This window comes from Phytopseudomonas punonensis, assembly GCF_900142655.1.
Taxonomy (GTDB): domain Bacteria; phylum Pseudomonadota; class Gammaproteobacteria; order Pseudomonadales; family Pseudomonadaceae; genus Aquipseudomonas; species Aquipseudomonas punonensis.
In genome coordinates this window covers 304,718-329,938 of record NZ_FRBQ01000003.1, presented here as the reverse complement: position 1 = coordinate 329,938, position 25,221 = coordinate 304,718, and the positions used below count along the sequence as shown (strand labels likewise).

Sequence of the window (25,221 nt, the reverse complement as noted above, 5' to 3'; positions counted from 1 at the left end):
TCCCACTGAATCACCCCACGGCTCTCTGGCGCGCTTTCCTAGCCTATCTAGCTCAGCCCCTCTTCAGAAAAAATCCCTTACACCATCTGCAACCGCTGCTTGCGCGTCGGCGCCGGGTAGGCGCTGTCGATCATCTGCAGGTCGTCAGCGCTGAGCTGCAGCTCGGCGGCCGCGGCGTTTTCGGCCAGGTGCCGGGGGTCACTGGCCTTGGGGATCACCAGCACATTGGGCTGGCGTAGCGCCCAGGCCAGGGCGACCTGGGCGGTGGTCACGCCGTGCCGCTGCGCGACGCGTTGCAGCGCTGCATCCGCCAGTAACGCACCGCCCTGCCCCAGCGGACAGTAGGCCATCAACGGCATGTTCTGGCGCTGCTGCCATGGCAACAGCTCGAACTCCACACCACGTTCCTCGGGGTTGTAGAGCACCTGATTGGTCGCACAGGCCGGCTCGACGAGTTCTTGCAGATCATCCAGATCGAAATTGGACACGCCCCAGCGGCCGATCTTGCCTTGCTCACGCAGGCGCTCGAAGGCTTCGACCGTTTCGTCCAACGGGTGCTGGCCACGCCAGTGCAGCAGATAGAGATCGATATGCTCGGTGCCCAGGCGCCTGAGGCTGCGTTCACAGGCCGCGGCGACGTCCGTGCGGCTGGCGTTGTGCGGGTAGACCTTGCTGACCAGAAACACCTGATCGCGCTTGCCGGCCATCGCTTCGCCGACGACCTCTTCTGCGCCGCCTTCGCCGTACATCTCAGCAGTGTCGATCAAGCACAAACCGCGCTCGATGCCTTCGCGTAGCGCGGCGACTTCGCCTTTGCGCCGATCGCGGTTTTCACCCATGCGCCAGGTACCCTGGCCTATCACCGGCACCTGAACGCCGGCCAATTCGAGTGTGCGCATCATGCTTCCTCCTGTGATTGCATCCTGACCTGCCCATATAGCCCAGGTTCAGGCCCATGATCCAAACATAGGCGTATGTAAAGACTGGCTTTTTTTGACCGATCGCTCGGACAGCGCGCGCTTGAGCGGCTACGCTGTGGGGACAGGACAAGCCAGGGCCAATTAACGATGGGCGCACTATGGCGATCCGACTCCGCACCGCCTGTCCGCGAACACAAAGTCGCGACCGCGGTGCCGCGCAAACCCCAGCCCGGCAAGCATCGCGTGCGCTGGCTGGTTGGCTCGACGCTGTTGCTCGGGCTCATAGGTATCACGGGGCTTGTGGTCTTTGAGCTGCGCACCGCCCACTTCCAATCCAGTGAACTGAGCCGCTATGCCGCCACGCTGACGTTCGCGCTAGAAGACGGCCCCAGCGACGCCATCGTCTACCCCGGCAACGGCCCCTTCGATCAGCGCCAGGGCTACAGCCGCCTGCCGACTTTCATCGAACGCCTGCAAAGTCGCGGCTTCGAGGTGCTGCAGCAAAGCCGCTTCTCGCCCGCGCTGACCGACTACGCCGAACGCGGCTTCTTCCCGCCTTTCGCCGAGAAAGCGCAAACCGGTGTGAACATCGAGGATTGCCGCGGTACGCCCTTCTACACCATGCGCAACCCGCGCCAGCGGTACACCAGTTTCGCCGCCATTCCGCCATTGGTGATCGGCAGCCTGCTGTTCATCGAGGACCGCCAATTGCTGGCCGCAGAACCCGCCGAAGCCAACCCGGCGGTGGACTGGCCGCGCTTCGTGATGGCGGCGCTGTCTCAGGTCGGCAAGTACGCTGGCATGCAGGATCAGTCCGCTGGCGGCAGCACTCTGGCCACCCAACTGGAGAAGTACCGCCACTCGCCGGACGGCATCACCCACGCACCGGCCGAGAAGCTGCGGCAGATGGTGTCCGCCAGCGTACGTGCTTATCAGGGGGGGCCAAAGACCCTCGAAGCCCGGCAGAACATCGTGCGCGACTACCTCAACAGCGTGCCGCTCTCGGCCGCACCAGGCCACGGCGAGGTGCATGGCCTGGCCGACGGCCTGCGCATCTGGTACGGCGCCGACTTCATCACCACCAACCGCCTGCTCGATCCCGCCAATGCCAGCGATGCCAACCTGGCCGAACGAGGCATAGCACTGCGCCAGGTGCTGTCGCTGATGATCGCCCAACGTCGGCCTTCGTACTATTTGTCCCAGGGGCGTGCAGAGCTGGCTGCGCTGGTCGACAGTCACCTGCGCCTGCTCGCCGATGGCGGCGTGCTGGATGCGAAGTTACGCGATTCAGCGCTGGCCCAGCAGGTGAAATACCGCGACTGGCAGACCGATCCCAACCTGCAACGCATCGACAGCGACAAAGGCATCAGCATGGCGAGGGCGCGGCTGGCCGGGCTGCTAAACGTCTCCTACTACGAGCTCGACAGGCTCGATCTGGAGGCTCGCTCCAGCCTCAATTCGGATCTGCAGCAGCAGGTCAGCCTCTATCTGGAGCAGCTCGCCGACCCTGCGTTTGCCGAAAGCGTGGGCCTGTTCGGCGACCGCCTTCTGTCGCCGAACAAGACTGGCGACGTTAGCTACAGCTTCACCCTCCTAGAGCGCACGCCGAACGGCAATCAGGTGCGCGTGCAGACCGACAATACCCACCAGCCCTTCGATATCAACGAGAGCAGCAAACTGGAACTGGGCTCTACCGCCAAGCTACGGGTGATGGCGACCTACCTAGAGGTGATCGCCGAGCTGCATGGCCGGCTGGCCGGCATGAGCCCCGCGCAACTGCGCGGCCAGGACATCGCCGATCAGGATCTGCTCAGTCGCTGGGCCGTCGACTACCTGCTGCGCAATCCGGGCGCCGACCTGGCCAGCATGCTCGACGCCGCCCTGGAACGTCGCTATTCGGCCAGCCCAGCGGAGCGCTTCTTTACCGGCGGCGGCTTACATACCTTTGGCAACTTCCGACGCGAGGACGACGGCAGGCTGCCCACCCTGCGTGAGTCGCTGCGCGAATCGATCAACCTGCCCTTCGTGCGCCTGATGCGCGACCTGGTGCGCTATAGCACCTACCAAGCGCCAGGCAACAGCGCCGAGCTGCTCAAGGATGATAAGGATCCACGACGCCAGGAATACCTGAGCCGCTTCGCCGACCGCGAGGGCACCACCTTCATGTTGCGCTTCTGGCGCAAGTATCAGGGCCAGTCCGCCCAGGAACGCCTGGACACCTTTATCGGCGGCCTGCGCCTGACCGACACGCGCCTGGCGGCGGTGCACCGCTACCTGATGCCCGAGGTCGATCAGGCCACCTTTGGCAACTTCATCAAGGCTCATCTGCCGGGCGTGCGGATCAGCGACAAGCGTATCGACGAGCTCTACCGGCGCTATGGCCCTGGCGCCTTCAACCTGCCGGACCAAGGCTATATCGCCCGCGTACATCCGCTGGAGCTGTGGCTGCTGAAATACCTGATCGACCACCCGCAGACCTCGTTCACCGACGCGGTGACCGCCAGCGCCGAGCAGCGCCAGGAGGTCTACGGCTGGCTGTTCAAGAGCCGCCACAAGAGCGCCCGAGATAGCCGCATTCGCATCATGCTGGAGGTCGAAGCCTTCTTGGATATTCACCAGCGTTGGCAGAACCTCGGCTACCCGTTCGAGTACCTGGTACCGTCCTTGGCCACCGCCTTGGGCAGCTCGGGCGACCGCCCTGCTGCCCTGGCCGAGCTGATCGGTATCATCCAGAACGACGGTATTCGCCTGCCCACAGTGCGTATCGACAGCCTGCACTTCGCGGGCGGAACGCCTTATGAAACACGCCTGGGACACGTGCTCGAATCGGGCAAACGGGTGATGGCCCCGGAGGTCGCCGTAGCGCTGCGCGAGGCCTTATCACAGGTAGTGGATGGCGGTACCGCGCGGCGCTTGCAGGGCGCCTTTACCCTGGCCGACGGCAGCCCACTGATCCTCGGCGGCAAGACCGGCACCGGCGACAACCGCATGACCAGCGTCGGTCGCGGCGGCCAAGTGATCAGCTCGCGGGTACAGAACCGCACCGCAACCTTCGTATTCTTTCTCGGCCCCGATCACTTCGGCACCCTCACCGCGTTCGTACCCGGCCGCGCCGCCGAGAACTTCCGCTTCACCTCGGCTCTGCCGGTGCAGGTACTCAAGGGTATGCAACCGATCCTGGCGCCCTACCTGCAAACCGGCACCCGCACGCAATGTGCGCCGCCACCGCAGCAACAGATGGCGCAGGTGATGCACTAGAGCCTGATGTAAAAGAATAGGTCGACACACACCTGTGGGAGCGGGCCATGCCCGCGAAAAAGTCACGGGCATGGCCCGTTTCCACAGGTACAGCAACGATGCCCGCTTGTGCCTTGTTCACGCCTGGCGCTATTGCCAACGAACCCTAGCGCTTCTGCCTCAGATACAACGCCTCCACCTTCTCCCGTGCCCACGGCGTTTTGCGCAGGAAGGTCAGGCTCGACTTGATGCTCGGGTCGCTCTTGAAGCAGCGGATATCTATGCGTTGGGCCAGGCCGTCCCAGCCATAGTGCTCTACCAGCTCGGTAAGAATGGCCTGCAAAGTGATACCGTGCAGCGGGTCTTTGGATGGGGTCATGGCGGGCTCCTGATGGCTGGGCGGCAAGCTTACCAGCAGGCACCAACGAAAAGGCCCGGACAATGTCCGGGCCTTTGTTCAACAGCCTACGCAGGTACGATCAGAGATGCGCGTCCTGGTACTCCTTCTCGGCCTCGTCGAAGCGCTTGACCATGGTCGGCGTTGCCGGGCGACCGATCTTGCTGAACACCACGATGGCCAGGGTAGCGAGAATGAAGCCTGGGATGATTTCGTACAGACCCAGCCCGATGAAGTTCTTCCACACCACCACGGTTACCGCACCGACCACCATACCGGCCAACGCGCCGTTACGGGTCATGCCTTTCCAGACCAGCGAAAGAATCACCACCGGACCGAAGGCCGCACCGAAACCGGCCCACGCGTAAGACACCAGGCCCAGCACTTTGCTATCCGGATTGGAGGCAATACCGATGGCCACCAACGCGATCAACAGCACCATGCCACGACCGACCCAGACCAGTTCGGTCTGACTGGCATCCTTGCGCAGGAATGCCTTGTAGAAGTCTTCGGTCAGGGCACTGGAGGACACCAGCAGCTGACAGCTCAGGGTGCTCATCACCGCCGCCAGGATGGCAGACAGGATCAGGCCGGCAACCCAGGGATTGAAGAGAATCTTGGTTAACTCGATGAACACGCGTTCGCTATTCTCGGTAACCGGGCCGGCCAGCGCCGGGTTGTTGGCGAAGTAGGCGATACCGAAGAACCCAACGGCTACCGCACCACCCAGGCTGAGGATCATCCAGGTCATACCGATGCGGCGGGCAGCCGGAATCGACTTCACCGAATCAGCAGCCATGAAGCGCACCAGAATGTGCGGCTGGCCGAAATAGCCCAGCCCCCAGGCCAGCAACGAGATGATGGCAACGAAGGACAGGCCGCGGAACATGTCGAAATTGGCCGGATTGGCCTGCTCGATGGTCACCATGGCAGCATCGAAATCGCCAAGAGCGAGGATGACGAATACCGGGGTGATCAGCAGCGCGAAAATCATCAGCGTTGCCTGCACGGTGTCAGTCCAGCTCACGGCAAGGAAGCCGCCTACAAATACATAGAGGATGGTCGCCGCCGCACCGACCCAAAGCGCCGTGTCGTAGCTCAGGCCGAAGGTGGATTCGAACAGACGCGCACCTGCCACCACGCCCGAGGCGCAATAGATGGTGAAGAACACCAGGATCACCAGCGCCGAGAAGATGCGCAGCAGCTTGCTGTTGTCTTCGAAACGGTGGGTGAAGAAGTCCGGCAGGGTCAGCGCATTGTTGTTGTGCTCGGTGTGCACACGCAGGCGGCCAGCCACGAATAGCCAGTTCAGCCAGGCACCGAGGATCAGGCCAATGGCGATCCAACTTTCCGAGATACCGGCGATGAAAATGGCGCCCGGCAGGCCCATCAGCAGCCAGCCGCTCATGTCCGAGGCACCGGCGGACAGCGCAGTGACGAAACTGCCGAGACTGCGGCCGCCGAGGATGTAGTCGGAGAAGTTCTTGGTCGCACGGTAGGCAATGAAACCAATCAGCACCATGGCCAGGATATAGACCACGAAGGTGACCAGCATGGGAGTACTTGCAGTCATTGGGGAATGCCCCTCTCGTTTGTTTTTATTCGAACCGGGATTACCGATCCAGTTGGCACATCACGACTACGGTCGTGCTCCAGGTACGCCACTCTTATGGTGGCGTTACCGATTCGGGGCAAAGGCCCCCAATAGCAAAACGGGCAGAAATCTCATCGACTCCCACCCGTTGTCTGTTACTCGTCGCCCAGCGACAGCAGTGAGGCATTACCGCCCACCGCCGTGGTGTTCACCGAGGTGGTGCGCTCGTTGACGAAGCGCAAAAGGTAGCTCGGGCCACCGGCTTTCGGGCCGGTGCCGGACAGGCCGCAGCCGCCGAACGGCTGTACGCCGACCACCGCACCGATCTGGTTGCGGTTCACGTACAGGTTGCCGACACGCGCCAGGGCTTCGATGCGGGCGGCAGTTTCCTCGTTTCGGCTGTGAATGCCAAGGGTCAATCCATAGCCGGTGGCGTTGATCGCAGCCACGACCTTCTCCAGGTCGCCGGCGTCGTAGCGCACCACGTGTAGCACCGGGCCGAACTGCTCCTTCTTGAGTTCGTGAATGCCGCCGATCTCGAAGGCTACCGGGGCGATGAAGTGACCGTTCAGATCAGCACGCAACGAGGCTTCGGCAATCAGCTTGCCCTCGCCCTTGAGCTGGTTGATGTGCGCCAGCAGGCCTTCGCGGGCCTCGGCATCGATCACCGGGCCAATATCGTTTTCACGCAGGTGAGTCGGGCCGATCTTCAGTTCGGCCATGGCGCCTTTGAGCAGATCGATCACCCGGTCGGCAATATCGCGCTGCACGTACAGCACGCGCAGGGCCGAACAACGCTGGCCGGCACTGGTGAAAGCCGAACCGACGGCATCCTTGACCACCTGCTCGGGCAGCGCGGTGGAGTCGACGATCATCGCATTCTGGCCACCGGTCTCGGCGATCAGGGTGGCGATCATGCCGTCCTTCTCAGCCAGCTGGCGGTTGATGATGCGGGCGGTATCAGTGGAACCGGTGAAGCACACGCCAGCGACACGCGGGTCACGGCAAAACACCCCGCCCAGGGTCGCGCCGTCACCCGGCAGAAAGGCGATCACGTCCTTAGGCAGGCCGGCTTCGAACATCAGTTCCAGGGCGCGGGCGGCAATCAGGCTAGTCTGCTCGGCCGGCTTGGCCAGCACCACGTTGCCGGCCACCAGCGCGGCGCTGATCTGGCCGAGGTAGATGGCCAGCGGGAAGTTCCACGGGCTCACGCAGACGAAGATGCCGCGGCCTTCATGGAACAGCTCGTTGCGCTCGCCGGTCGGGCCCTTGAGTTCTTCACGGCCCAATTTCAAGCGTGCCTGCTGGGCGTAGTAACGGCAGAAGTCCACCGCCTCGCGCACTTCGTCGATACCGTCCTGCATGGATTTGCCGGCTTCCACGGTGCACAGTGCCATGAGTTCGGGGCGATGTTTCTCCAGCAGGTCAGCAAGGCGCTCGAGCACGCTGGCACGGGCGTCGATGGTGGTGGCATTCCAGCTCGGCCAGGCAGCGCTCAGGCCATCCAGCGCCTGGGCGGCCTGGGCGGCGGTGGCGAACTGGGCGGTGCCGACCCGCTTGTTCAGATCAAAGGGGCAACGAACCTCCTGGGCGGTGCCGCTCAGGGTCTGGCCGTTGATCACCGGCGCGGCCTGCCACTGGCGATCCAGTTGTGGCCGGTAGGCATTTTCGAGTTCGGTCAGCGATTTCTGGATGTTCATGTTGATGCCCTGGGAGTTTTTCCGGGTGGCCCCGTACAGCGCAGGCGGCAGCGGGATTTTGTTATTGGCGAGGCTGGCGAACTTACGCAGCTGGGTGACCGGGTGATCGATCAGCGACTCGACCGGCACGCTCGGGTCGACCAGCTGGTGCACGAACGACGAGTTGGCGCCGTTCTCCAGCAGGCGCCGCACCAGGTACGGCAGCAGGTCCTTGTGGGCGCCGACCGGTGCGTAGATGCGCACGGTCTTGCGGTGCTTCTCCAGCACGGTGTCGTACAGCGCATCGCCCATGCCGTGCAGGCGCTGGAACTCGAACTCGCGCGGCGAAGACTGCTCGGCGGCCATAGCCAGGATGCAGCTGACGGTGTGGGCGTTGTGGCTGGCGAACTGCGGGTAGATGACGCCGCGGGTGAAGTCGCTGAGCAGGTAGCGCGCGCAGGCCAGATAGGAGGTATCTGTGCCTTCCTTGCGGGTGAACACCGGGTAGCCGTCGAGGCCCCATACTTGGCACTGCTTGATCTCGCTGTCCCAGTAGGCGCCCTTGACCAGGCGCAGCGGCATCTTCTCACCGAGTTCTTTGCCCAGCAGGGTCAGCCACACCAGTACCGGCAGACAGCGCTTGGAGTAGGCCTGGATGACCAGACCGAACTCGCCCCAGCCTGCCACGGCCGGGTCACGCAGCAGTTTCTCGTACAGCTCCAGAGACAGCTCAAGGCGATCCGCCTCTTCGGCGTCCACCGAGATACCGACATTGAGCTTGCGGGCGCGGATGGCCAGCTCGCGCACGTTGGCGAACAGCTCGCTGAGCACGCGCTCGCGCTGGGCCGTTTCATAACGCGGGTGCAGCGCGGACAGCTTGATCGAGATCGACGGCTTCGGGCCTGGGCCGACCTGCGGCTCGGCGCCGACGGTGTCGATGGCCTTGCGGTAGTCGGCCATGTATTTCTCGGCGTCTTCGGCGGTCAGCGCCGCTTCGCCAAGCATGTCGAAGGAATAGGTGTAGCCCTTCTCGCGCTCCGGGCGACCGTTCTTCAGCGCTTCGCTGATGGTGCGGCCGAGCACGAACTGCTTGCCCATGAGCTTCATGGCCTGGTTCATCGCCGCGCGAATCACCGGTTCGCCGGAGCGCTGGATCAGGCGGCCGAGCACCTTCTTCGGGCGCCCGTCCGCGGCTTGCGGGTCGACCACCTTGCCGGTCATCACCAGGCCCCAGGCCGCGAAGTTGACCAGCACGTTGTCGCTCTTGCCCAAGTGCCGCTCCCACTCGGCGGCGCTGAGCTTGTCGCGGATCAGCGCATCGGCAGTGGCGGCATCTGGCACGCGCAGCAGCGCTTCGGCCAGGCACATCAGCATCAGGCCTTCCTGGGTATCCAGGCTGTACTGGCGCAGCAGCGCATCTAGGGTGTCGACCGCATTGTCGCGACCACGCACATCTTGAATCAGGCTGCGCGCCTGCTGACGAATGCTGTCGATGCCCGCAGCGCCAGGGTCGGCCAGCTGCAGCAGCTCCTCGAGGTATGCGGCTTCGTCAACGTTGTAGTTGGCACTGATGGCGGGGAAAAAATCGGCGGACTTTTCTGCGCAGATTCGCGACAGGAACTCCGGCTGCAAGACCTGGCTGGCTTTGAACATCACGCCCATCCTCTTGTAGGGATTATGTATGGGGTACCCCTGCTTTGGGTCTAGCCCAGATACGAGGATCTGGCGATCACAGGCTTGCAGAAGCGGATGGCGGAATTTAGAGGCAGATGGACTTCGGTTTCTTGCGAAAACCTCTGGAGTTTTTGCGAAAACCTCCAGACCACAGGTAAACGGCCACGGCCGCGTATTGGCTGCTTGCCCGCACCGCTGAGGCCAGTTCCTGGCAAGCGAGCAAAGGGTAAAAACCGTTGTTGCGGATGGCCAGGCGTGAACGCCTCACTGCCCAGAGAAAGCAGGCTTGGGCGATTTTTACGTTTATTTTATGCCTTGCCGACAGAGCTGAATGGAGACTTTACGGGCATCGATCCAACAATGCTTTCGTCGCCATTTCGGCATCGCAGGCACGGATCATGACTGAATTTCTCTTCGTTTTTGGCTTGGCCATTGCGCTGGCATGGCCACTGGGTAGCTACCTGGCGGCCGTTATGCGCGGTGCGCCGATGCGCGGGGATCGGCTGTTTGCGTGGGTGGAGCGCCCGCTGTATCGACTGCTCGGTGTAAACCCCGCTCATGGCATGGGCTGGAAGACCTACGCCGGCGCCTTTCTGCTGAGCAACCTGATTCTCGGCCTGCTGGTCTGGCTGATGCTGATGACCCAGCAGTGGCTGCCGCTCAACCCCAACGCGGTGCCCAATATGCGCTGGGATCTGGCGCTGCACACCGCCGTTTCATTTCTCACCAACACCAACCAGCAGCATTATTCCGGGCAGGCGCAGCTTTCCTACCTGGCGCAAATGAGCGCCATCGTCGGCCTGCAGGTGATCACCCCGATGATGGGCCTGGCGCTGGTGGTGGCGACGCTGCGTGGCCTGTTTGGCGGGCGCCGGCAGGTTGGCAAGGATGAGGCTGCCGATGTTGGCAACTTCTGGGCTGACCTTATCCGCCCGACGGTGCGCCTGTTCCTGCCGCTGTGCCTGGTACTTTCGGTATTGCTGACCTGGCAAGGGGTGCCGGCCACCCTGGATGGCGGGCCGCTGGCGAAACCGCTGGATGGCGCCGCGCAGATGAGCGAGCAGAAGATCCCGCTCGGCCCGGTCGCCGCCATGGTCGCGACCAAGCAGTTGGGTACCAACGGTGGTGGCTGGTACGGCCCCAATAGCGCCGCGCCGCTGGAGAATCCGACGCCGCTGAGCAACCTGCTGGAGACGCTGGCCATCATTCTGCTGCCGATCAGCGTGGTGTTCATGGTCGGCAGCCTGACCGGCCGAGCCAAGCTCAGCGCCCTTATCTTCGGCTGCATGCTGAGCATGTCGCTGATGTCGGCTGGTATCGCGCTGTGGTCCGAGGGGCATTCGGCGACCAGCAGCGACAGTGCCTTGCTGGAAGGCAAGGAAGTACGCTTCGGCGCCGACGCCTCGGCGCTCTGGGCAGCGCTGACCACCCAGACCAGCAACGGCTCGGTCAACGCCATGCATGATTCCCTGGCGCCGCTGACCGGCATGGTAACCATCGCCAACATGCTGGTGAACGCGATCTGGGGCGGCGTGGGCTGTGGCCTGCAGCAGTTTCTCGTGTACCTGCTGCTGAGCGTGTTCCTGGCAGGCCTGATGACCGGCCGTACGCCTGAACTGCTGGGCCGCAAGATCGAGGCGCCGGAAGTGAAGTGCCTGGCCGTGCTGATCCTGTTGCAGCCGCTGGTGGTTCTTGGCTTCACCGCGCTCACGCTGCTACTGCCGGATCTGGCCAGCAACTCCAACCCCGGCGCCCATGCGATCAGCCAGGTGCTCTACGAGTACACCTCGGCCTTCGCCAACAACGGTTCGGGTTTCGAGGGGCTGGGCGATGCCACCTACTGGTGGAACCTCACTTGCGTGGTGGCGCTGATTCTCGGCCGCTACCCGGCGCTGATCCTGCCGCTGATCATCGCCGCGATGCTGGCGCGCAAACGGGTGACGCCGGAAGGCCCGGGCACCCTGCAGATCGAGACGCCGACCTTCGCGCTCACACTGATGGCCATCATCGCCATCCTCACCCTGCTGCAATTCATGCCCGTGCTGGTACTGGGGCCCGTGGCCGACCACCTGCAGTTCATCACCCGTTGAGGCTGATTTACATGACTCAGATAACCCAACATTCCGCTGCGGCCAAACGCCCGGCGCTGCTCGACAGCGCTGGCATGAAGGGCGCCGCGCTGGCCGCCTTCGCTAAGCTCGCTCCGAATAACGCGTTCAGGAACCCGGTGATGGCCGTGGTCTGGGCCGGCACGCTGCTGTGCGCCGTGCTGACCCTGATGGGCAAGAGCACGCCCGCCATTGGCTGGAGCGTAACCTTGCTGCTGCTGGTCACGGTGCTGTTCGCCAACTTCGCCGAGGCGGTAGCCGAGGCCCGCGGGCGCGGCCAGGCCGATTCGCTGCGCAAGGCCCGCAAGGATCTGGTCGCCCTTCGCCTGAAGAGCCTGAGCGAGCGCGGTGCGCCGCAGCGCATCGCCGCCAGCGAACTGCGCCCGGGCGATCTGGTGATCGTTACGCAGGGCGAGATCATTCCCGCCGATGGCGAGATCATCGAGGGGCTGGCGAGCATCAACGAGTCGGCGGTTACCGGTGAATCCGCGCCGGTGCTGCGTGAGGCTGGCACCGACCGCTCCGGGGTGATCGGCGGCACCAAGGTGCTGTCCGACCAGATCATCGTCGAGGTCACCGCCCAGCCGGGCGACAGCTTCCTGGACCGCATGATCGCCCTGGTCGAAGGCGCCAACCGGCAGAAGACGCCCAACGAAATCGCCCTGGGCCTGCTGCTGACCACCATGACCCTGACCTTTCTGATCGTGGTCATCACGCTGCCCGCCATCGCCGCCTCCGTCGGCATCAGGATCGATCCGCTGCTGCTGATCGCACTCTTGGTGTGCCTGATCCCGACCACCATCGGCGGCCTGTTGCCGGCCATCGGCATCGCCGGCATGAACCGCGCGCTGTCCGCCAACCTGCTGGCCAAGTCCGGCAAGGCTGTGGAGGTCGCCGGCGACGTCGACGTGCTGCTGCTCGACAAGACCGGGACCATCACCCACGGCGACCGCCAGGCCACGCAGTTCCATGCGCTGCCGGGCATGCAGCTTGGGCGTCTGCAGGAAGCCGCGCTGCTGTCGTCGCTGGCCGACCCGACCCCGGAAGGCAAATCCATCGTCAAGCTGGCGCGGCAAAACGGCGTCAACGCTGAAGCGCCGAAGGACGCCACCTTCATTCCCTTCAGCGCCCAGACTCGCCTGTCCGGCCTCGATATGGTCGACGGTCGGGTGATCCGTAAGGGCGCCATCGATGCCATTCGCCGCCGTGTGCTGGCGGTGTCCGGCTCGGTGCCGCCGCAACTGCAGGAACTGGTCGATCAGGTCGCGCGCAAGGGTGCCACACCGCTGGTGGTCGCTGATGGGCGCCAGGTGCTGGGCGTGATCGAGCTCAGCGACGTGGTCAAGCACGGCATCAGGGAGAAGTTCGCCAAGCTGCGCGCCATGGGTATTCGCACCGTGATGATCACCGGCGACAACCCGCTGACCGCGGCGGCCATCGCTGCCGAGGCGGGCGTCGATGACTACATTGCCGAGGCCCGCCCGGAAGACAAGCTGGCGCGCATTCGCCAGGAGCAGGAGCGCGGCCACCTGGTGGCCATGGTCGGCGACGGCACCAACGACGCGCCGGCGCTGGCTCAGGCGGATGTCGGCCTGGCCATGAACTCCGGCACCCAGGCCGCCAAGGAGGCAGGCAACATGGTCGACCTGGATTCCGATCCGGCCAAGCTGCTGGCCGTGGTGGAGGTGGGCAAGCAGCAATTGATCACCCGCGGCGCGCTGACCACCTTTTCGCTGGCCAACGACGTGTCCAAGTATTTCGCCATCCTGCCAGCGCTGTTCGCCGGGGCGATTCCGGCCCTGGCCGGGCTCAACCTGATGCAGCTGTCCAGCCCGACCAATGCGGTGCTGTCGGCGCTGATCTTCAATGCGCTGATCATTCCGCTGTTGATTCCGCTGGCCATGCGCGGTGTGCGCGTGCGCGCCGCCAATGCCACGGCGCTGCTGCGCCGCAACATGCTGGTCTACGGCATCGGTGGGGTGTTGCTGCCGTTTCCGGCCATCAAACTGATCGACATGCTGCTGTCGGCAACCATCGGCGTATAGACGACTACATTGGGTGAACGAGATGACCAACCAAACGACTATGCCCCAGGGCAATCTGCTGCGTCCGGCCTGCGTCCTGGCGCTGATCAGCCTGCTGGGCTTCGGCCTGAGCTATTCGCTGCTCGCCACCGGCATCGGCAACGGCCTGTTTCCCGAGCAGGCGAACGGCAACCTCATCGAGGGCAACGGTACCGTCATCGGTTCCGAATGGGTGGCGCAGCCCTTCACCAGCCCCGGCTATTTCCAGGCACGAGCCTCGGCCGCCAGCTATGATCCGATGGCCATGGCCGGCAGCAACCAGGCGCGCAGCAACCCGGCGCTGCGCCAACGCATCGACGAGCAGCGAGCCGCCATTGCTGCCCGGGAAGGCGTCGAGCTGGGCGCCGTACCGGGCGATCTGCTCACCCAGTCCGGCGGCGGCATCGATCCGCACATCAGCCCGGAAGCGGCGCAGATCCAGGTCGCCCGAGTGGCGCGCGAGCGCGGCATGTCGCCAGGCGAGGTGCAAACCCTGGTGGGTGCCTACACCGAGGGCCAGCAATGGGGGCTGTTCGGTGAGCCCAGGGTCAATGTGCTGTTGCTCAACCTGGCACTCGACGAAGCCCACAACAGGTAGCCGGTATGCAGGAAAACCGTGAAGCACGCGCCGATGCCCTGGCCGGTGAGCTACGCCGCCAGGACAGCGGCCACCTGACCCTGTTTCTCGGCGCGGCGCCTGGCGTGGGCAAGACCTACGCCATGCTGTCCCGCGCCCGGGAGCTGGGTCGGCAAGGCGTCGACCTGGTGATCGGCGTGGTGGAAACCCATGGGCGCAGTGAAACGGCGGCGCTGATCGACGGCCATGAGCTAATCCCGCGTCGGCAGATCGAGTACCAGGGCCACCGGCTGGACGAGATGGACCTGGATGCCATCGTGCAGCGCCAGCCCCGTATCGTGCTGGTCGACGAACTGGCCCATCGCAACGCACCCGGCAGCCGCCACGAACGGCGCTGGCAGGACGTTCTGGAACTGCTGGACAAGGGCATCGACGTCTACAGTACGGTGAACATCCAGCACCTGGAAAGCCTCAACGACATCGTGCACCGCATCACCGGCATCCGGGTCAGCGAGACAGTGCCCGATGCGGTGCTCGACCGGCTGCGCGACATCCGCCTGGTCGACCTGCCGCCGGGCGAGCTGATCGAGCGGCTGCACCAGGGCAAGATCTACCTGCCGGAGATGGCCGAACAGGCGCTGCAGCGTTTCTTCGCGGCGCCCAACCTGGCGGCGCTGCGCGAGCTGGCCATGCAGACGGCGGCCGACCATATCGAAGACCACCTGCGCGAAGCCCAGACGGCCCAGGGCATCAGCGGGCTGGCCTTGCGCCGGCGGGTGCTGATCGCCATCGACGGCAGCGGCAACTCGGAGTACCTGGTGCGGGCTGGCCGGCGGCTTGCCGAACGCCGCGACGCGCCCTGGAGCGTGGTCACCGTGCAGCGCGCCGGGCGCCTCGCCCCTCAGAGGCAGGCCGAACTGGACCGCGCCTTCGCCCTGGCGCGCAACCTGGGCGCCGATACCCAGGTGCTACATGGCAACGCCATCGCCGACACGCTGCTCGACCATGCCGCCCATGATGGGGTGTCCACCCTGGTGGTCGGGCGCAGCCGCGAGCGGCCCATCGCCCGCATGTTCAACCGCACCCTGACCCAGCGCCTGCTGCAGCACGGCGCCCATTATGAGCTGGTGATCCTCAGTTCCCCGCACGCGCGCGCTCAGGCGCGGGCCCGCTGGCGGCCTGTTGCCCCAGCGCGCTGGCTGTCCTATCGGGATGCGCTGTACGCCAGCCTCTGCGCCTTAGCGGCGACGGGATTTGGATGGCTGGCAGAGCAGTGGGTCGGCCTGACGGATCTGTCGATGATCTTCATCGTCGCCGTGGTCGTGGTGGCGGCGCGCACCCGCATGTCGGCGGCGATTCTGGCAGCCATCCTGTGCTTTCTGGCCTACAACTTCTTCTTTATCGAGCCCCGTTACACGCTGATCATCGCCGCGCCCTGGGGCATCACCACGGTGGTGCTGTTCCTGCTCACCGCGCTGGTAGCCGGGCGGCTCGCCTCGCAACTGCGCATGCAAGTGCTGACCTTGCGCGCCGCCAACAACCAGGCCTCGGTGCTGCAGCACCTGGGCCGGCAACTGAGCGCCGCCGCCGATCTGGATCAGGTGCTGCAGGCCGGGCGCAGCACTCTGGAGCGCGCCTTCGGGGCGACGGCCATGTTGCAGGTCGGCGCCTCTCAGATCTCCCCACACGGCTTGCAGCTCGCCCAGTTGGACAGGGCCGCTGCCGATTGGGCCTTGAGCCACGGGCAACCAGCTGGCCGCCACACGCAAACCCTGGCCGGCGCTGCCTGGTGGTTCATACCGCTGTTGGGTAACGATCAGGCAATCGGCGTCGTCGGTTTGCAGGAAAACACCGAGCAACGGCAACTGAGCACCGAAAACCGCCGCCTTGCCGAAGCTATCTGTACCGACATCGCCCAGGCCGCGCTGCGTACCACGCTGGTGGCGGAGCTAGAAGCGGCGCGGGTCAACAATGAAACCGAACGCCTACGCTCGGCCTTGCTCTCGTCGGTTTCCCACGACCTGCGCTCGCCACTGGCCGCGATGATGGGTTCGGCCGGTAGCCTGATCAGCTATTCGGCAGCGATGAATGAGGAAGATCGCCTCAGCCTGTTGCAGACCATCCAGCAGGAGGGCGAGCGCCTCGACCGTTACATCCAGAACCTGCTGGACATGACGCGCCTGGGCCACGAGGGCCTGACCCTGCAGCGCAGCTGGATCGGCGTCGACGAGCTGGTCGGCTCAGCGACCGGCCGCCTGCGCCGTTATCGCCCGCAGGTGGTGGTCGACCTGCAGCTGGACGCCGACTTGCCGCCGCTATGGGTACACCCGGCGCTGGTCGAGCAGAGCCTGTTCAACGTGCTGGAGAACGCCGCCAAGTTCTCGCCGGCCGGCGCAAGCATCCAGGTATTCGCCAGGCAGGTCGACGGCCACCTGCAGCTGGACGTACAGGACCGCGGCCCGGGTATCGCCGAAGAGGAGCGCGGGCGGATCTTCGATATGTTCTACAGCATCGAGCGCGGTGACTGCGGCAAGCAGGGAACCGGCCTGGGGCTGACCATCGCCCAGGGCATGATCGGCGCCCACGGCGGCAGCGTCAGCGCCTTCTCCGGCGAAGGCGACCAAGGTACGCTGATCCGCCTGAGCATCCCGCTGACCGAGCCGGACAGTCCACTAAAGGCAATCGATGATGGCGATTGAACCCTCCTCTAGCCAGACACGCATCCTGATCATCGACGATGAGCCGCAGATCAGGCGGCTGCTCGACATCAGCCTGCGTGCCCAGGGCTACGAAGTCCGTCAGGCGGAAGATGGCCACTCAGGCCTGCAGAGCCTGGCACAGGACAACGCCGACCTGATCCTGCTGGACATAGGCCTGCCGGACATGGACGGTCATCAAGTGCTGAAACAGCTACGCGAATGGAGCGCGGTGCCCGTCATCATGCTCACGGTGCGCGATGCCGAAACGGAAAAGGTGGCTGCCCTGGACGCCGGAGCCAACGACTACGTGACCAAGCCGTTCGGCACCCGCGAACTGATGGCGCGTATTCGCGTGCTACTGCGTCACAGCGACACACAAAAAAGTGTGGCCACTGTCTACGATGATGGCGTGCTGCATATAGACCTGGGCCGGCGGGATGTGCTGCTGCGCGGCGAGCGTCTGCAATTGGCGCGCAAGGAATATGCGCTGCTGGCCTTGCTGGTGAAGAACAGCGACCGAGTGGTTACACAGCCGCAGATCTTGCGCGAGATCTGGGGCAAGGCGCACGACGACGATCTGCACTACGTACGGGTGCTGGTCGGCAAACTGCGCCAGCGCCTTGGGGACAACGCCGCCTCGCCGCGCTGGCTGGCGACCGAGCCCGGAGTGGGCTTGCGATTCATCTCGCAGGCACTCTGACCAGGCGTGCGGCCTTTAATGCTGGCAGAACCCTGGACCTCATCACGGCTTCAAAGCGGCGCGCGTAGCGGTCGAGCGCGCAAGCTGCCAGACCGACCGGACGGCGTGCCCTGCTCAGCCACTACACGTCAACGCTCAGCGAGAGGCCTCAGGCAGTCAGACGCGTCAACGCTTCGCGGTACTTGTCGGCGGTCTTCTGGGCGACATCAGCCGGCACGGCCGGGGCCGGTGGCTCCTTGTTCCAGCCGGTGGACTCCAGCCAGTTGCGCACGAACTGCTTGTCGAAGCTCGGCGGGTTGGTGCCTTCGGCGTAGCTGTCGGCAGGCCAGAAGCGGCTGGAGTCAGGCGTCAGCACTTCGTCCATCAGGGTCAGGGCGCCGTTTTCATCGAGGCCGAATTCGAACTTGGTGTCGGCGATGATGATGCCGCGGGTGGCGGCGTATTCCACAGCCGCAACGTACAGAGCAATGGAGGTGTCGCGCACCTTGGCAGCCAGTTCGGTACCAATGATCGCCTCGCACTGGGCGAAGCTGATGTTCTCATCATGGTCGCCTACGGCGGCCTTGGTCGACGGGGTGAAGATCGGTTGCGGCAGCTTAGCCGCTTCCTTCAAACCAGCGGGCAGCTGAATGCCGCACACGGTGCCGCTCTTCTGGTACTCCTTCCAGCCGGAACCGACGATATAGCCGCGCACGATGGCTTCCACAGCAACCGGCTTGAGGCGTTTGGCAACCACCGCGCGGCCCTCGACCAGCGGCAGCTCGGCAGCCGGCACCACGTCTTCGACGCGGTCACCCGTGAAGTGGTTGGGCACCACATGAGCGAGCTTGTCGAACCAGAAGTTGGAGATGGCGGTAAGAATCTTGCCCTTGTCCGGAATCGGCTGTTCGAGAATCACGTCGAAGGCCGACAGGCGATCGGTGGCGACCATCAGCATGCGCTTGTCGTCGATCTCGTAGAGGTCGCGGACTTTGCCCGAATAGATTTTTTTCAGGCTCAGGGAAGGTGTGGTCATGTCGAGATTCCGCCTTGTCGCATGAAAGTCGCGCCGCGCTGCGTCAAGGCTGACGATCCACGGCTATGAAAGTCGGCAGGGAAACGCCCTGCCTGTGAAAAGAAAAGGCGAAACCCCATGAGGTTTCGCCTATCGCCAACCACGTGCCAGGAATGCCTAGCCGAGGTTCTCCTGGATCATGTCCAGCACCTTGCGGGCCACATCGGCCGGCGCCACGGTATTGATGTCTTTCTCGACGGTCACCTGCACGGTGTCACCCACGGCAGTCAGGCGTACCTGATAGCGCTCGGCGCGTGCTTCGATGGCCTCTTTGTCTTCCGAGCCGCCGAACATGCGCTTGAACAGGCCAGGCTTCTCGTTGCTACGTTGCGGGCCTTCGGCCAGGTTGACGTAGTAGACGCCCAGGGTGCGGTTGATGTCGTCGACGCGCAGGTCAGCCATACGCAGCGAGCGGCCAACCCCGGACCAGGCGCGGTCGAAGTCGGTGCTCAGGTTCAGCACCGGGTTGCCGTTGCCATCCTGGGACAGTGCTACACGGTTCGGTGCGTCGAAGTCGCGGCCGGCCAGCAGCGAAACCGAACCACCCTGCTCTGTGCTGCGGGTCAGGCTCGCCTGCAGTTCGTCGAGCAGTGCGGCGTCGAGGGTCTTATTGACGCTACGTTCGGTGAACGGTACGTCGGTGCTGCTGCCAGCGGGACGCTGCGCAGTGACCACGAAGATTTCGCTGGTATTGCGCTGCACGCCTGGCTCGAGGCGCACGTGCACACGAGTTTCAGTGTTGCTGTCGAGGCCACCGACGCGGCCGGTCAGGCGGCTCTGCATGCTGCTGGACAGGGCATCGAAGCGCTGCCAGTCGGTGCTGAATTCGCCGGTTTGCGGGCGTTCGTCGACGATGCGGAAGCCGCCGTCTTCGAAGAACTGGCGCGCGCCTGGCCAGACTTCAGCCGGTACGCGCTGGGCGACCAGCCAGCTGGAGTCGCCGCTGTTCTGCATGCTGAATTCGCTGACGTTATCGCTGACGGCGAGCGCCTGCGGACGCGGCACTTCGTATTCGCCCTTGGCGTCGCTGTCGCGAATCTGCTGGGGAACCGGCAACAGAGGATCAAGGCGCTTGGCCTCGACGTCGGCTGGCAGCTTCATCGGCGCCGTCTGCCGTGCGGTCAGGTAGTCACTGCCGCGGTCGCGGAAGTAGCCATTTTCGCCCCAGATCCAGCCACAGCCACCTGTGCTGGTGATGATCAGAGCAAGTGCGGAAAGTCCGGCCAGTCGCTTCATGCGTCGTAATTCCTCGATTAGACCAATACACCGGACTGGCGCAGGGCCTGACGCAGCGGTTCGTGACAACGGGGGCTCAACCAGGTCAGCGGCAAGCGAATGCCGTCGGCCATCATGCCCATTTCATTCAGGGCCCACTTCACCGGAATCGGATTGGCTTCGATGAACAGGTTTTTGTGCAGGGGCATCATACGGTCGTTGATGGCCCGGGCAATCGCCGCTTCGCCGCGCATGGCTGCCGAGCACATATCGCTCATCGCCCGCGGCGCCACGTTGGCGGTCACCGAAATATTTCCTTTGCCGCCGAGCAGGATCAGTTCGACTGCAGTCGGATCGTCGCCGGAGTACAGGTGAAAGTTCGAGCTGACGCGGTCGAGGATGTCACGGGCACGCTGCAGGTCGCCAGTGGCTTCCTTGATGCCGATGATGTTGTCGACCTTGGAAAGGCGCTCGACGGTCTCCGGCAGCATGTCGCAGGCGGTACGGCCCGGCACGTTATAGAGAATCTGCGGGATTGCCACGGCTTCGGCGATATGGCGGAAGTGCAGGTACAGGCCTTCCTGGGTCGGCCGGTTGTAGTACGGCGTGACCAGCAGGCAGGCATCAGCACCGGCAGTCTTGGCGTTCTGGGTCAGCTCGACCGCTTCACGGGTGGAGTTTGCGCCAGTGCCGGCGATGACCGGGATGCGCCCGGCGACCTGATCCACCACACGGCGGATGACTTCGATGTGCTCGTTGACATCGAGCGTCGCCGACTCGCCGGTAGTGCCGACCGCGACGATGGCATGGGTGCCCTCTTGCAGGTGGAAGTCCACCAGTTTGCTCAGGGCATCCCAATCGAGATTACCCTGTGCATCCATGGGCGTGACCAGTGCCACCATACTGCCCGCAATCATGCAACCGCTCCTGCCAAAAAAGAGAGCGGTAATGGTACTGGCGCCACCAGCCTTGCACAAGCGACCAAGTGGCTGTGATTGCTGGCATTACGCGCGCCCGACCGCATCTGGTCATTCCCCTGGCGGGCGCTTTTCGCTACCCTGCGAGTTTGTTTGGCGCTGTCTATAGCGCCGAGCGTTCAACGTTTAGGAAGGCTGCATGTCCACCCCCCCAGTTCGCGAACAATTTCTCGTCATCAGCGCACTTGGCAGCAACGCCATGGAGCTGACCAACGTGCTGTGCCGAGCCAGCCATGAAAACCGCTGCGCGGTGATCAGCACGCGCCTGAGCCGCCACGGCGAGCTCAGCGCACTGGTGCTGCAGATCTCCGGAAACTGGGATGCCCTGGCTCGCCTCGAGACAGGCCTGCCGGCGCTGGCCAAGAAGCACGAGTTCACCGCCAACGTGATCCGCAGTGCCGCTCAGGAAGTGCGCCCGCAGGCACTGCCTTATGTTGCCTACGTAAGCTCGGTGTACCGCCCGGACATCCTCAACGAGCTGTGCCAGTTCTTCATCGACCACCGTGTCGAGCTGGAAGCCCTGACCTGCGATACCTACCAGGCACCGCAGACCGGCGGCACCATGCTCAACGCCACGTTGACCGTCACCCTGCCAGCCGGCACCCAGATCAGCTGGTTGCGCGACCAGTTCCTCGACTTCGCCGACGCGCTGAATCTGGATGCCCTGATCGAACCCTGGCGCCCGCAGAATCCATAAGGAGTCTAACCATGGCCATCGCTATCGATTCCCCTGTTCCCGATTTCAGCGCTCCGGCAACGGGCGGTGACTTCAACCTGGCGGCTTACAAAGGCAAGCATCTGGTGATCTATTTCTACCCGAAGGACAACACCCCAGGCTGCACCACTCAGGGCCAGGGGTTTCGTGATGCCAACGAGGCGTTCGCCGCCGCCAATACGGTGATCGTCGGTGTTTCCCGCGACAGCCTGAAGACCCACGAGAACTTCAAGGCCAAGCAGGGCTTTCCCTTCGAGCTGATCTCTGACAAGGACGAAAGCGTCTGCGGCCTGTTCGACGTGATCAAGCTCAAGAAGCTCTACGGAAAGGAATACCTGGGTATCGACCGCAGCACCTTCCTGATCGACAAGGCTGGCGTACTGCGCCAGGAATGGCGGGGAGTGAAAGTGCCTGGCCATGTCGACGAAGTGCTAGCCGCAGCACAAGCGCTGAACAAAGCCTGATACACATAAAAAATGCCGCTCTTGAGCGGCATTTTTCATTCAGTGCGCTGCACGCGCATCACGCCTTGCGCAACCAGTAGCGAAACACCTCGCCCTCGACTTCTTCGCGCAACAACTCGTGCCCGGCCAGGCGTGCAAAGGCACGAAAGTCGCGCTGCGACCCGGCATCCGTGGCCGACACCTTGAGCACCTCACCGCTGGCCAGCGCATTGAGCGCCACCTTGGCCTTGAGCAGCGGCAGCGGGCAGTTCAGCCCACAGGCGTCCAGCTGGGCCTGATGCTCACCCTGCCAACCCGACACATCACTCATAACACCCTCCATTTTCCAGGCGACAGCATAACCCAAGGCCCGTCGGCGCTGGTCAGGCAAGTGCCTGCCCAGCTACAGTACCGCACTGATCAAACAAGAGCCTTGTGCATGAATGTTCTGCGCCCCACCCTGCTGACGCTCGCCTGCTTGCTGGCACAACCGGCCATGGCCAGCGACCTGCCCTCCCTCGGCGACGCCAGCTCCGCCATGGTGTCCCCGCAACAGGAATACCAGTTGGGCCGCGCCTGGCTGAGCATCGTCCGTGGTCAGGTCAGTCAACTGTCGGATCCGCAGCTCAAGGACTTCGTAGAAAGCAGCGTCTACCGTCTGGCCGAGACCAGCCAGGTGCAGGACCGTCGCCTCGAGTTCGTATTACTCAACAGCCCGCAGATCAACGCCTTCGCCGCCCCCGGCGGGATCATCGGCGTCAACGGCGGCCTGTTCCTTTACGCGCAGACCGAAGGCGAATACGCCTCGGTACTGGCCCACGAACTCGCTCACTTGTCGCAACGCCACTTCGCCCGAGGCCTGGAAGCCCAGCAGCGCATGCAATTGCCGGTGATGGCCGCCATGCTCGCCGGTATCGTTGCCGCAGCTGCTGGCGCCGGTGACGCGGGCATCGCCGCTATCGCATCGACACAAGCGGCGGCAATTCAGGAACAACGCCGCTTTTCCCGCCAGAACGAGCAGGAGGCCGACCGTATCGGCCTGGTGAACCTGGAGAAAGCCGGCTACGACCCACGCTCGATGCCGAGCATGTTCGAACGCCTGATGCGCCAGTATCGCTACGACCGCATGCCACCGGAATTTCTGCTCACTCATCCGGTTTCCGAGTCGCGTATCGCCGATACCCGTAACCGCGCCGAGCAATTTCCCGGTGGCGGCACCGAAGACAGCCTGCGATACCAGCTGATGCGCGCACGCGTGCAACTGACTTATGAAGAAACGCCCGGCATTGCTGCCAAGCGCCTCCGTGCTCAGCTCGATGAAAACCCAGACATGGATGCCGCGCGCTACGGCCTAGCCATCGCCCTGATCAAAGGCAGCCAGTTCGACGAAGCACGTGATGTGCTGGCGCCGCTGCTGCAGAAAGCGCCGAACGACATCATCTACAACCTGGCGCAGATCAGCCTGGACTCGGCTGCAAACCGCCTGCCCGCCACCGAGCAACGCGTTACCCGCATGCTCGACCTGTACCCCAACAATTATCCGCTAAACCAGGCGCGAATCGACCTGCTGCTCAAGCAGCGCAAGGTTCCGGCCGCCGAACAGGCGCTCAACGACCTGCTTAAACGACGCATGAAAGATCCGGATGTCTGGTATCAGGTGGCGGAAGTCCGCGGGCTGGGCGGCAATACCATTGGCCTGCACCAGGCCCGTGCCGAATACTTCGCACTGGTCGGCGACTTCAATCAGGCGATCGAGCAACTCGACTTCGCCAAGCGTCGCGCAGCCAACAACTTCCAGGTGGCGTCGCGCATTGATGCACGCCAGAAGGAATTGATCGAAGAGAAGCGGATGACCGAGGAAATGCTGCGCGGTTAATGACGCAGCGCGCGGCCCGAAACGCTACCGGCTGATTAGCGTTTCGGGCTCGGCGATCAGGCGTTGCCGGCCAGTTTCAGGCGGGCAGCCTGGGTGAAGTCCAGCATGCGCTGGAGCGGCTTGATAGCGCGCGGAATCAACGCCGGATCCACAAACACCTCGTTGCTACCTTCGCGCAGGCACTGCAGCGTGCGCTGCAGCGTGTTCATGGCCATCCACGGGCAGTTGGCGCAGCTACGGCAGGCCGCGCCGTTACCAGCGGTAGGCGCCGCCACGAATTCCTTATCCGGGCACAGCTGCTGCATCTTGTAGAAGATGCCGCGGTCGGTCGCGACGATAAAGGTCTTGTTCGGCATGCGCTGGGCGGCGGCGATCAGCTGGCTGGTCGAACCGACCGCATCAGCCAGATCGATCACCGCCGTCGGTGACTCGGGGTGCACCAACACCGCAGCCTCGGGGTACAGCGCCTTCATCTCTTCCAGCTGCCGCGCCTTGAACTCTTCGTGAACGATGCAGGCACCGTCCCAGAGCAGCATATCGGCGCCGGTCTTGTTCTGGATATATAGACCAAGGTGCTGATCCGGCGCCCAGATGATGCTCTCGCCGTTGTCCATCAGGTGCTCGACGATCTCCACAGCGCAACTGGATGTCACCACCCAGTCAGCACGCGCTTTCACGGCGGCCGAGGTATTGGCGTACACCACCACGGTGCGCTGCGGATGCTGATCACAGAACGTCGCGAACTCATCGACCGGGCAACCCAGATCCAGAGAGCAGGTCGCCTCCAGCGTCGGCATCAGCACACGCTTTTCCGGATTGAGGATCTTGGCGGTCTCGCCCATGAACTTGACGCCGGCGACCAGCACGGTCTGCGCCGAATGCTGATTGCCGAAGCGCGCCATCTCCAGAGAGTCGGACACGCAGCCGCCGGTTTCTTCGGCCAGCGCCTGCAGCACGGGGTCGCAGTAATAGTGGGCAACCAGAACGGCATTCTGGCGCTTCAGTTCTTTCGCAATCTCATCACGGTAGAACGCTTCCTGCTCAGCCGTCAGCGTCTCTGGCTGCTTGGCATCGAGGTGAGCCTGGACAAGAAGTCGTTCGGCAATCTGCGTCATGTCATCAGGCCCTATCGAGGTCTATCTGCACGGGACGAGGAGTATACCGCCAGACGCCCTGCGCCGGTCGGTCCTCGCACTGCCGCTGCGCGCCAAACGAAGGGCGGCGCGGGCTATGTGCGGGCGCGCATGGTAAGGGCATCAGCGAAGTTTTTTCAATCTCGCCCGCTTGCTGGCG

Annotated in this window: 18 protein-coding genes; 9 read left to right on the top strand and 9 right to left on the bottom strand. The window is 63.8% G+C overall.

The window, feature by feature from the left end; genetic code table 11:
• Positions 1-77: 77 nt before the first annotated feature.
• Positions 78-899, bottom strand: a complete 822-nt coding sequence (locus BUC40_RS11560; RefSeq protein ID WP_073266227.1) for an aldo/keto reductase — start codon at positions 897-899, stop codon at positions 78-80.
• Positions 900-1,067: 168 nt separating this feature from the next.
• Between BUC40_RS11560 and BUC40_RS11555 the strand changes: the two genes are divergently transcribed.
• Positions 1,068-4,178, top strand: a complete 3,111-nt coding sequence (locus BUC40_RS11555; RefSeq protein WP_073265753.1) for a transglycosylase domain-containing protein — start codon at positions 1,068-1,070, stop codon at positions 4,176-4,178.
• Between the two features lie 145 nt (positions 4,179-4,323).
• On the opposite strand, the gene BUC40_RS11550 is transcribed toward BUC40_RS11555, so the two are convergent.
• The 3 genes from BUC40_RS11550 to putA all read right to left on the bottom strand — a co-directional run bounded on the left by BUC40_RS11550 (position 4,324) and on the right by putA (position 9,480).
• Positions 4,324-4,536: a VF530 family protein gene (locus tag BUC40_RS11550; RefSeq protein WP_073265751.1), complete on the bottom strand. Its 213-nt coding sequence runs from the start codon at positions 4,534-4,536 to the stop codon at positions 4,324-4,326.
• Between the two features lie 100 nt (positions 4,537-4,636).
• On the bottom strand, positions 4,637-6,127 hold the full coding sequence (putP, locus tag BUC40_RS11545) for a sodium/proline symporter PutP (RefSeq protein WP_073265749.1): 1,491 nt from the start codon (positions 6,125-6,127) through the stop codon (positions 4,637-4,639).
• 176 nt (positions 6,128-6,303) lie between these two features.
• A complete protein-coding gene (gene putA, locus BUC40_RS11540; protein WP_073265747.1) occupies positions 6,304-9,480 on the bottom strand; it encodes a bifunctional proline dehydrogenase/L-glutamate gamma-semialdehyde dehydrogenase PutA in 3,177 nt (1,058 codons plus the stop codon).
• 419 nt (positions 9,481-9,899) lie between these two features.
• On the opposite strand from putA, the gene kdpA reads away from it, so the two are divergent.
• The 5 genes from kdpA to BUC40_RS11515 are packed head-to-tail and all read left to right on the top strand — an operon-like array spanning position 9,900 to position 17,648.
• Positions 9,900-11,591, top strand: coding sequence for a potassium-transporting ATPase subunit KdpA (gene kdpA, locus BUC40_RS11535; RefSeq protein ID WP_073265745.1), 1,692 nt, complete (start codon positions 9,900-9,902; stop codon positions 11,589-11,591).
• An 11-nt stretch (positions 11,592-11,602) separates the two neighbouring features.
• Positions 11,603-13,654 carry a potassium-transporting ATPase subunit KdpB gene (gene kdpB, locus BUC40_RS11530; protein ID WP_073265743.1) on the top strand — a complete coding sequence of 684 codons (2,052 nt, stop codon included), beginning with the start codon at positions 11,603-11,605 and terminating at the stop codon, positions 13,652-13,654.
• Between the two features lie 22 nt (positions 13,655-13,676).
• The gene (gene kdpC, locus BUC40_RS11525; RefSeq protein ID WP_073265741.1) at positions 13,677-14,270 is read left to right on the top strand and encodes a potassium-transporting ATPase subunit KdpC; all 594 of its coding nucleotides are present in this window, start codon (positions 13,677-13,679) and stop codon (positions 14,268-14,270) included.
• A 5-nt stretch (positions 14,271-14,275) separates the two neighbouring features.
• Positions 14,276-16,948: a sensor histidine kinase gene (locus BUC40_RS11520; RefSeq protein ID WP_073265739.1), complete on the top strand. Its 2,673-nt coding sequence runs from the start codon at positions 14,276-14,278 to the stop codon at positions 16,946-16,948.
• Positions 16,938-17,648, top strand: coding sequence for a response regulator transcription factor (locus tag BUC40_RS11515; RefSeq protein ID WP_073265737.1), 711 nt, complete (start codon positions 16,938-16,940; stop codon positions 17,646-17,648). Before BUC40_RS11520 ends, BUC40_RS11515 begins: the two co-directional genes overlap by 11 nt.
• Positions 17,649-17,796: 148 nt before the next feature.
• Here BUC40_RS11515 and BUC40_RS11510 read toward each other — a convergent pair whose 3' ends face one another.
• From BUC40_RS11510 to dapA, 3 genes are all read right to left on the bottom strand, one after another.
• Entirely contained in the window at positions 17,797-18,663 is an 867-nt protein-coding gene (locus tag BUC40_RS11510; protein WP_073265735.1) for a phosphoribosylaminoimidazolesuccinocarboxamide synthase, read from the bottom strand.
• Positions 18,664-18,819: 156 nt separating this feature from the next.
• Complete coding sequence (gene bamC, locus BUC40_RS11505; RefSeq protein ID WP_073265733.1) at positions 18,820-19,938, bottom strand: outer membrane protein assembly factor BamC; 1,119 nt, start codon at positions 19,936-19,938, stop codon at positions 18,820-18,822.
• Between the two features lie 17 nt (positions 19,939-19,955).
• Positions 19,956-20,834 carry a 4-hydroxy-tetrahydrodipicolinate synthase gene (gene dapA, locus BUC40_RS11500; protein ID WP_073265731.1) on the bottom strand — a complete coding sequence of 293 codons (879 nt, stop codon included), beginning with the start codon at positions 20,832-20,834 and terminating at the stop codon, positions 19,956-19,958.
• A 199-nt stretch (positions 20,835-21,033) separates the two neighbouring features.
• Here dapA and BUC40_RS11495 point away from each other — a divergent pair, with 199 nt between their 5' ends.
• Positions 21,034-21,591 (top strand): glycine cleavage system transcriptional repressor, encoded by a 558-nt coding sequence (locus BUC40_RS11495; RefSeq protein ID WP_073265729.1) that lies wholly within the window; start codon positions 21,034-21,036, stop codon positions 21,589-21,591.
• Between the two features lie 11 nt (positions 21,592-21,602).
• Complete coding sequence (locus tag BUC40_RS11490; protein ID WP_073265727.1) at positions 21,603-22,073, top strand: peroxiredoxin; 471 nt, start codon at positions 21,603-21,605, stop codon at positions 22,071-22,073.
• A gap of 58 nt (positions 22,074-22,131) precedes the next feature.
• Here BUC40_RS11490 and BUC40_RS11485 read toward each other — a convergent pair whose 3' ends face one another.
• Complete coding sequence (locus BUC40_RS11485; protein WP_073265725.1) at positions 22,132-22,383, bottom strand: sulfurtransferase TusA family protein; 252 nt, start codon at positions 22,381-22,383, stop codon at positions 22,132-22,134.
• Between the two features lie 108 nt (positions 22,384-22,491).
• On the opposite strand from BUC40_RS11485, the gene BUC40_RS11480 reads away from it, so the two are divergent.
• Positions 22,492-23,928 (top strand): M48 family metalloprotease, encoded by a 1,437-nt coding sequence (locus BUC40_RS11480; protein WP_073265723.1) that lies wholly within the window; start codon positions 22,492-22,494, stop codon positions 23,926-23,928.
• Between the two features lie 56 nt (positions 23,929-23,984).
• Here BUC40_RS11480 and nadA read toward each other — a convergent pair whose 3' ends face one another.
• Positions 23,985-25,043, bottom strand: a complete 1,059-nt coding sequence (gene nadA, locus BUC40_RS11475) for a quinolinate synthase NadA (protein ID WP_073265721.1) — start codon at positions 25,041-25,043, stop codon at positions 23,985-23,987.
• Positions 25,044-25,221 lie beyond the last annotated feature (178 nt).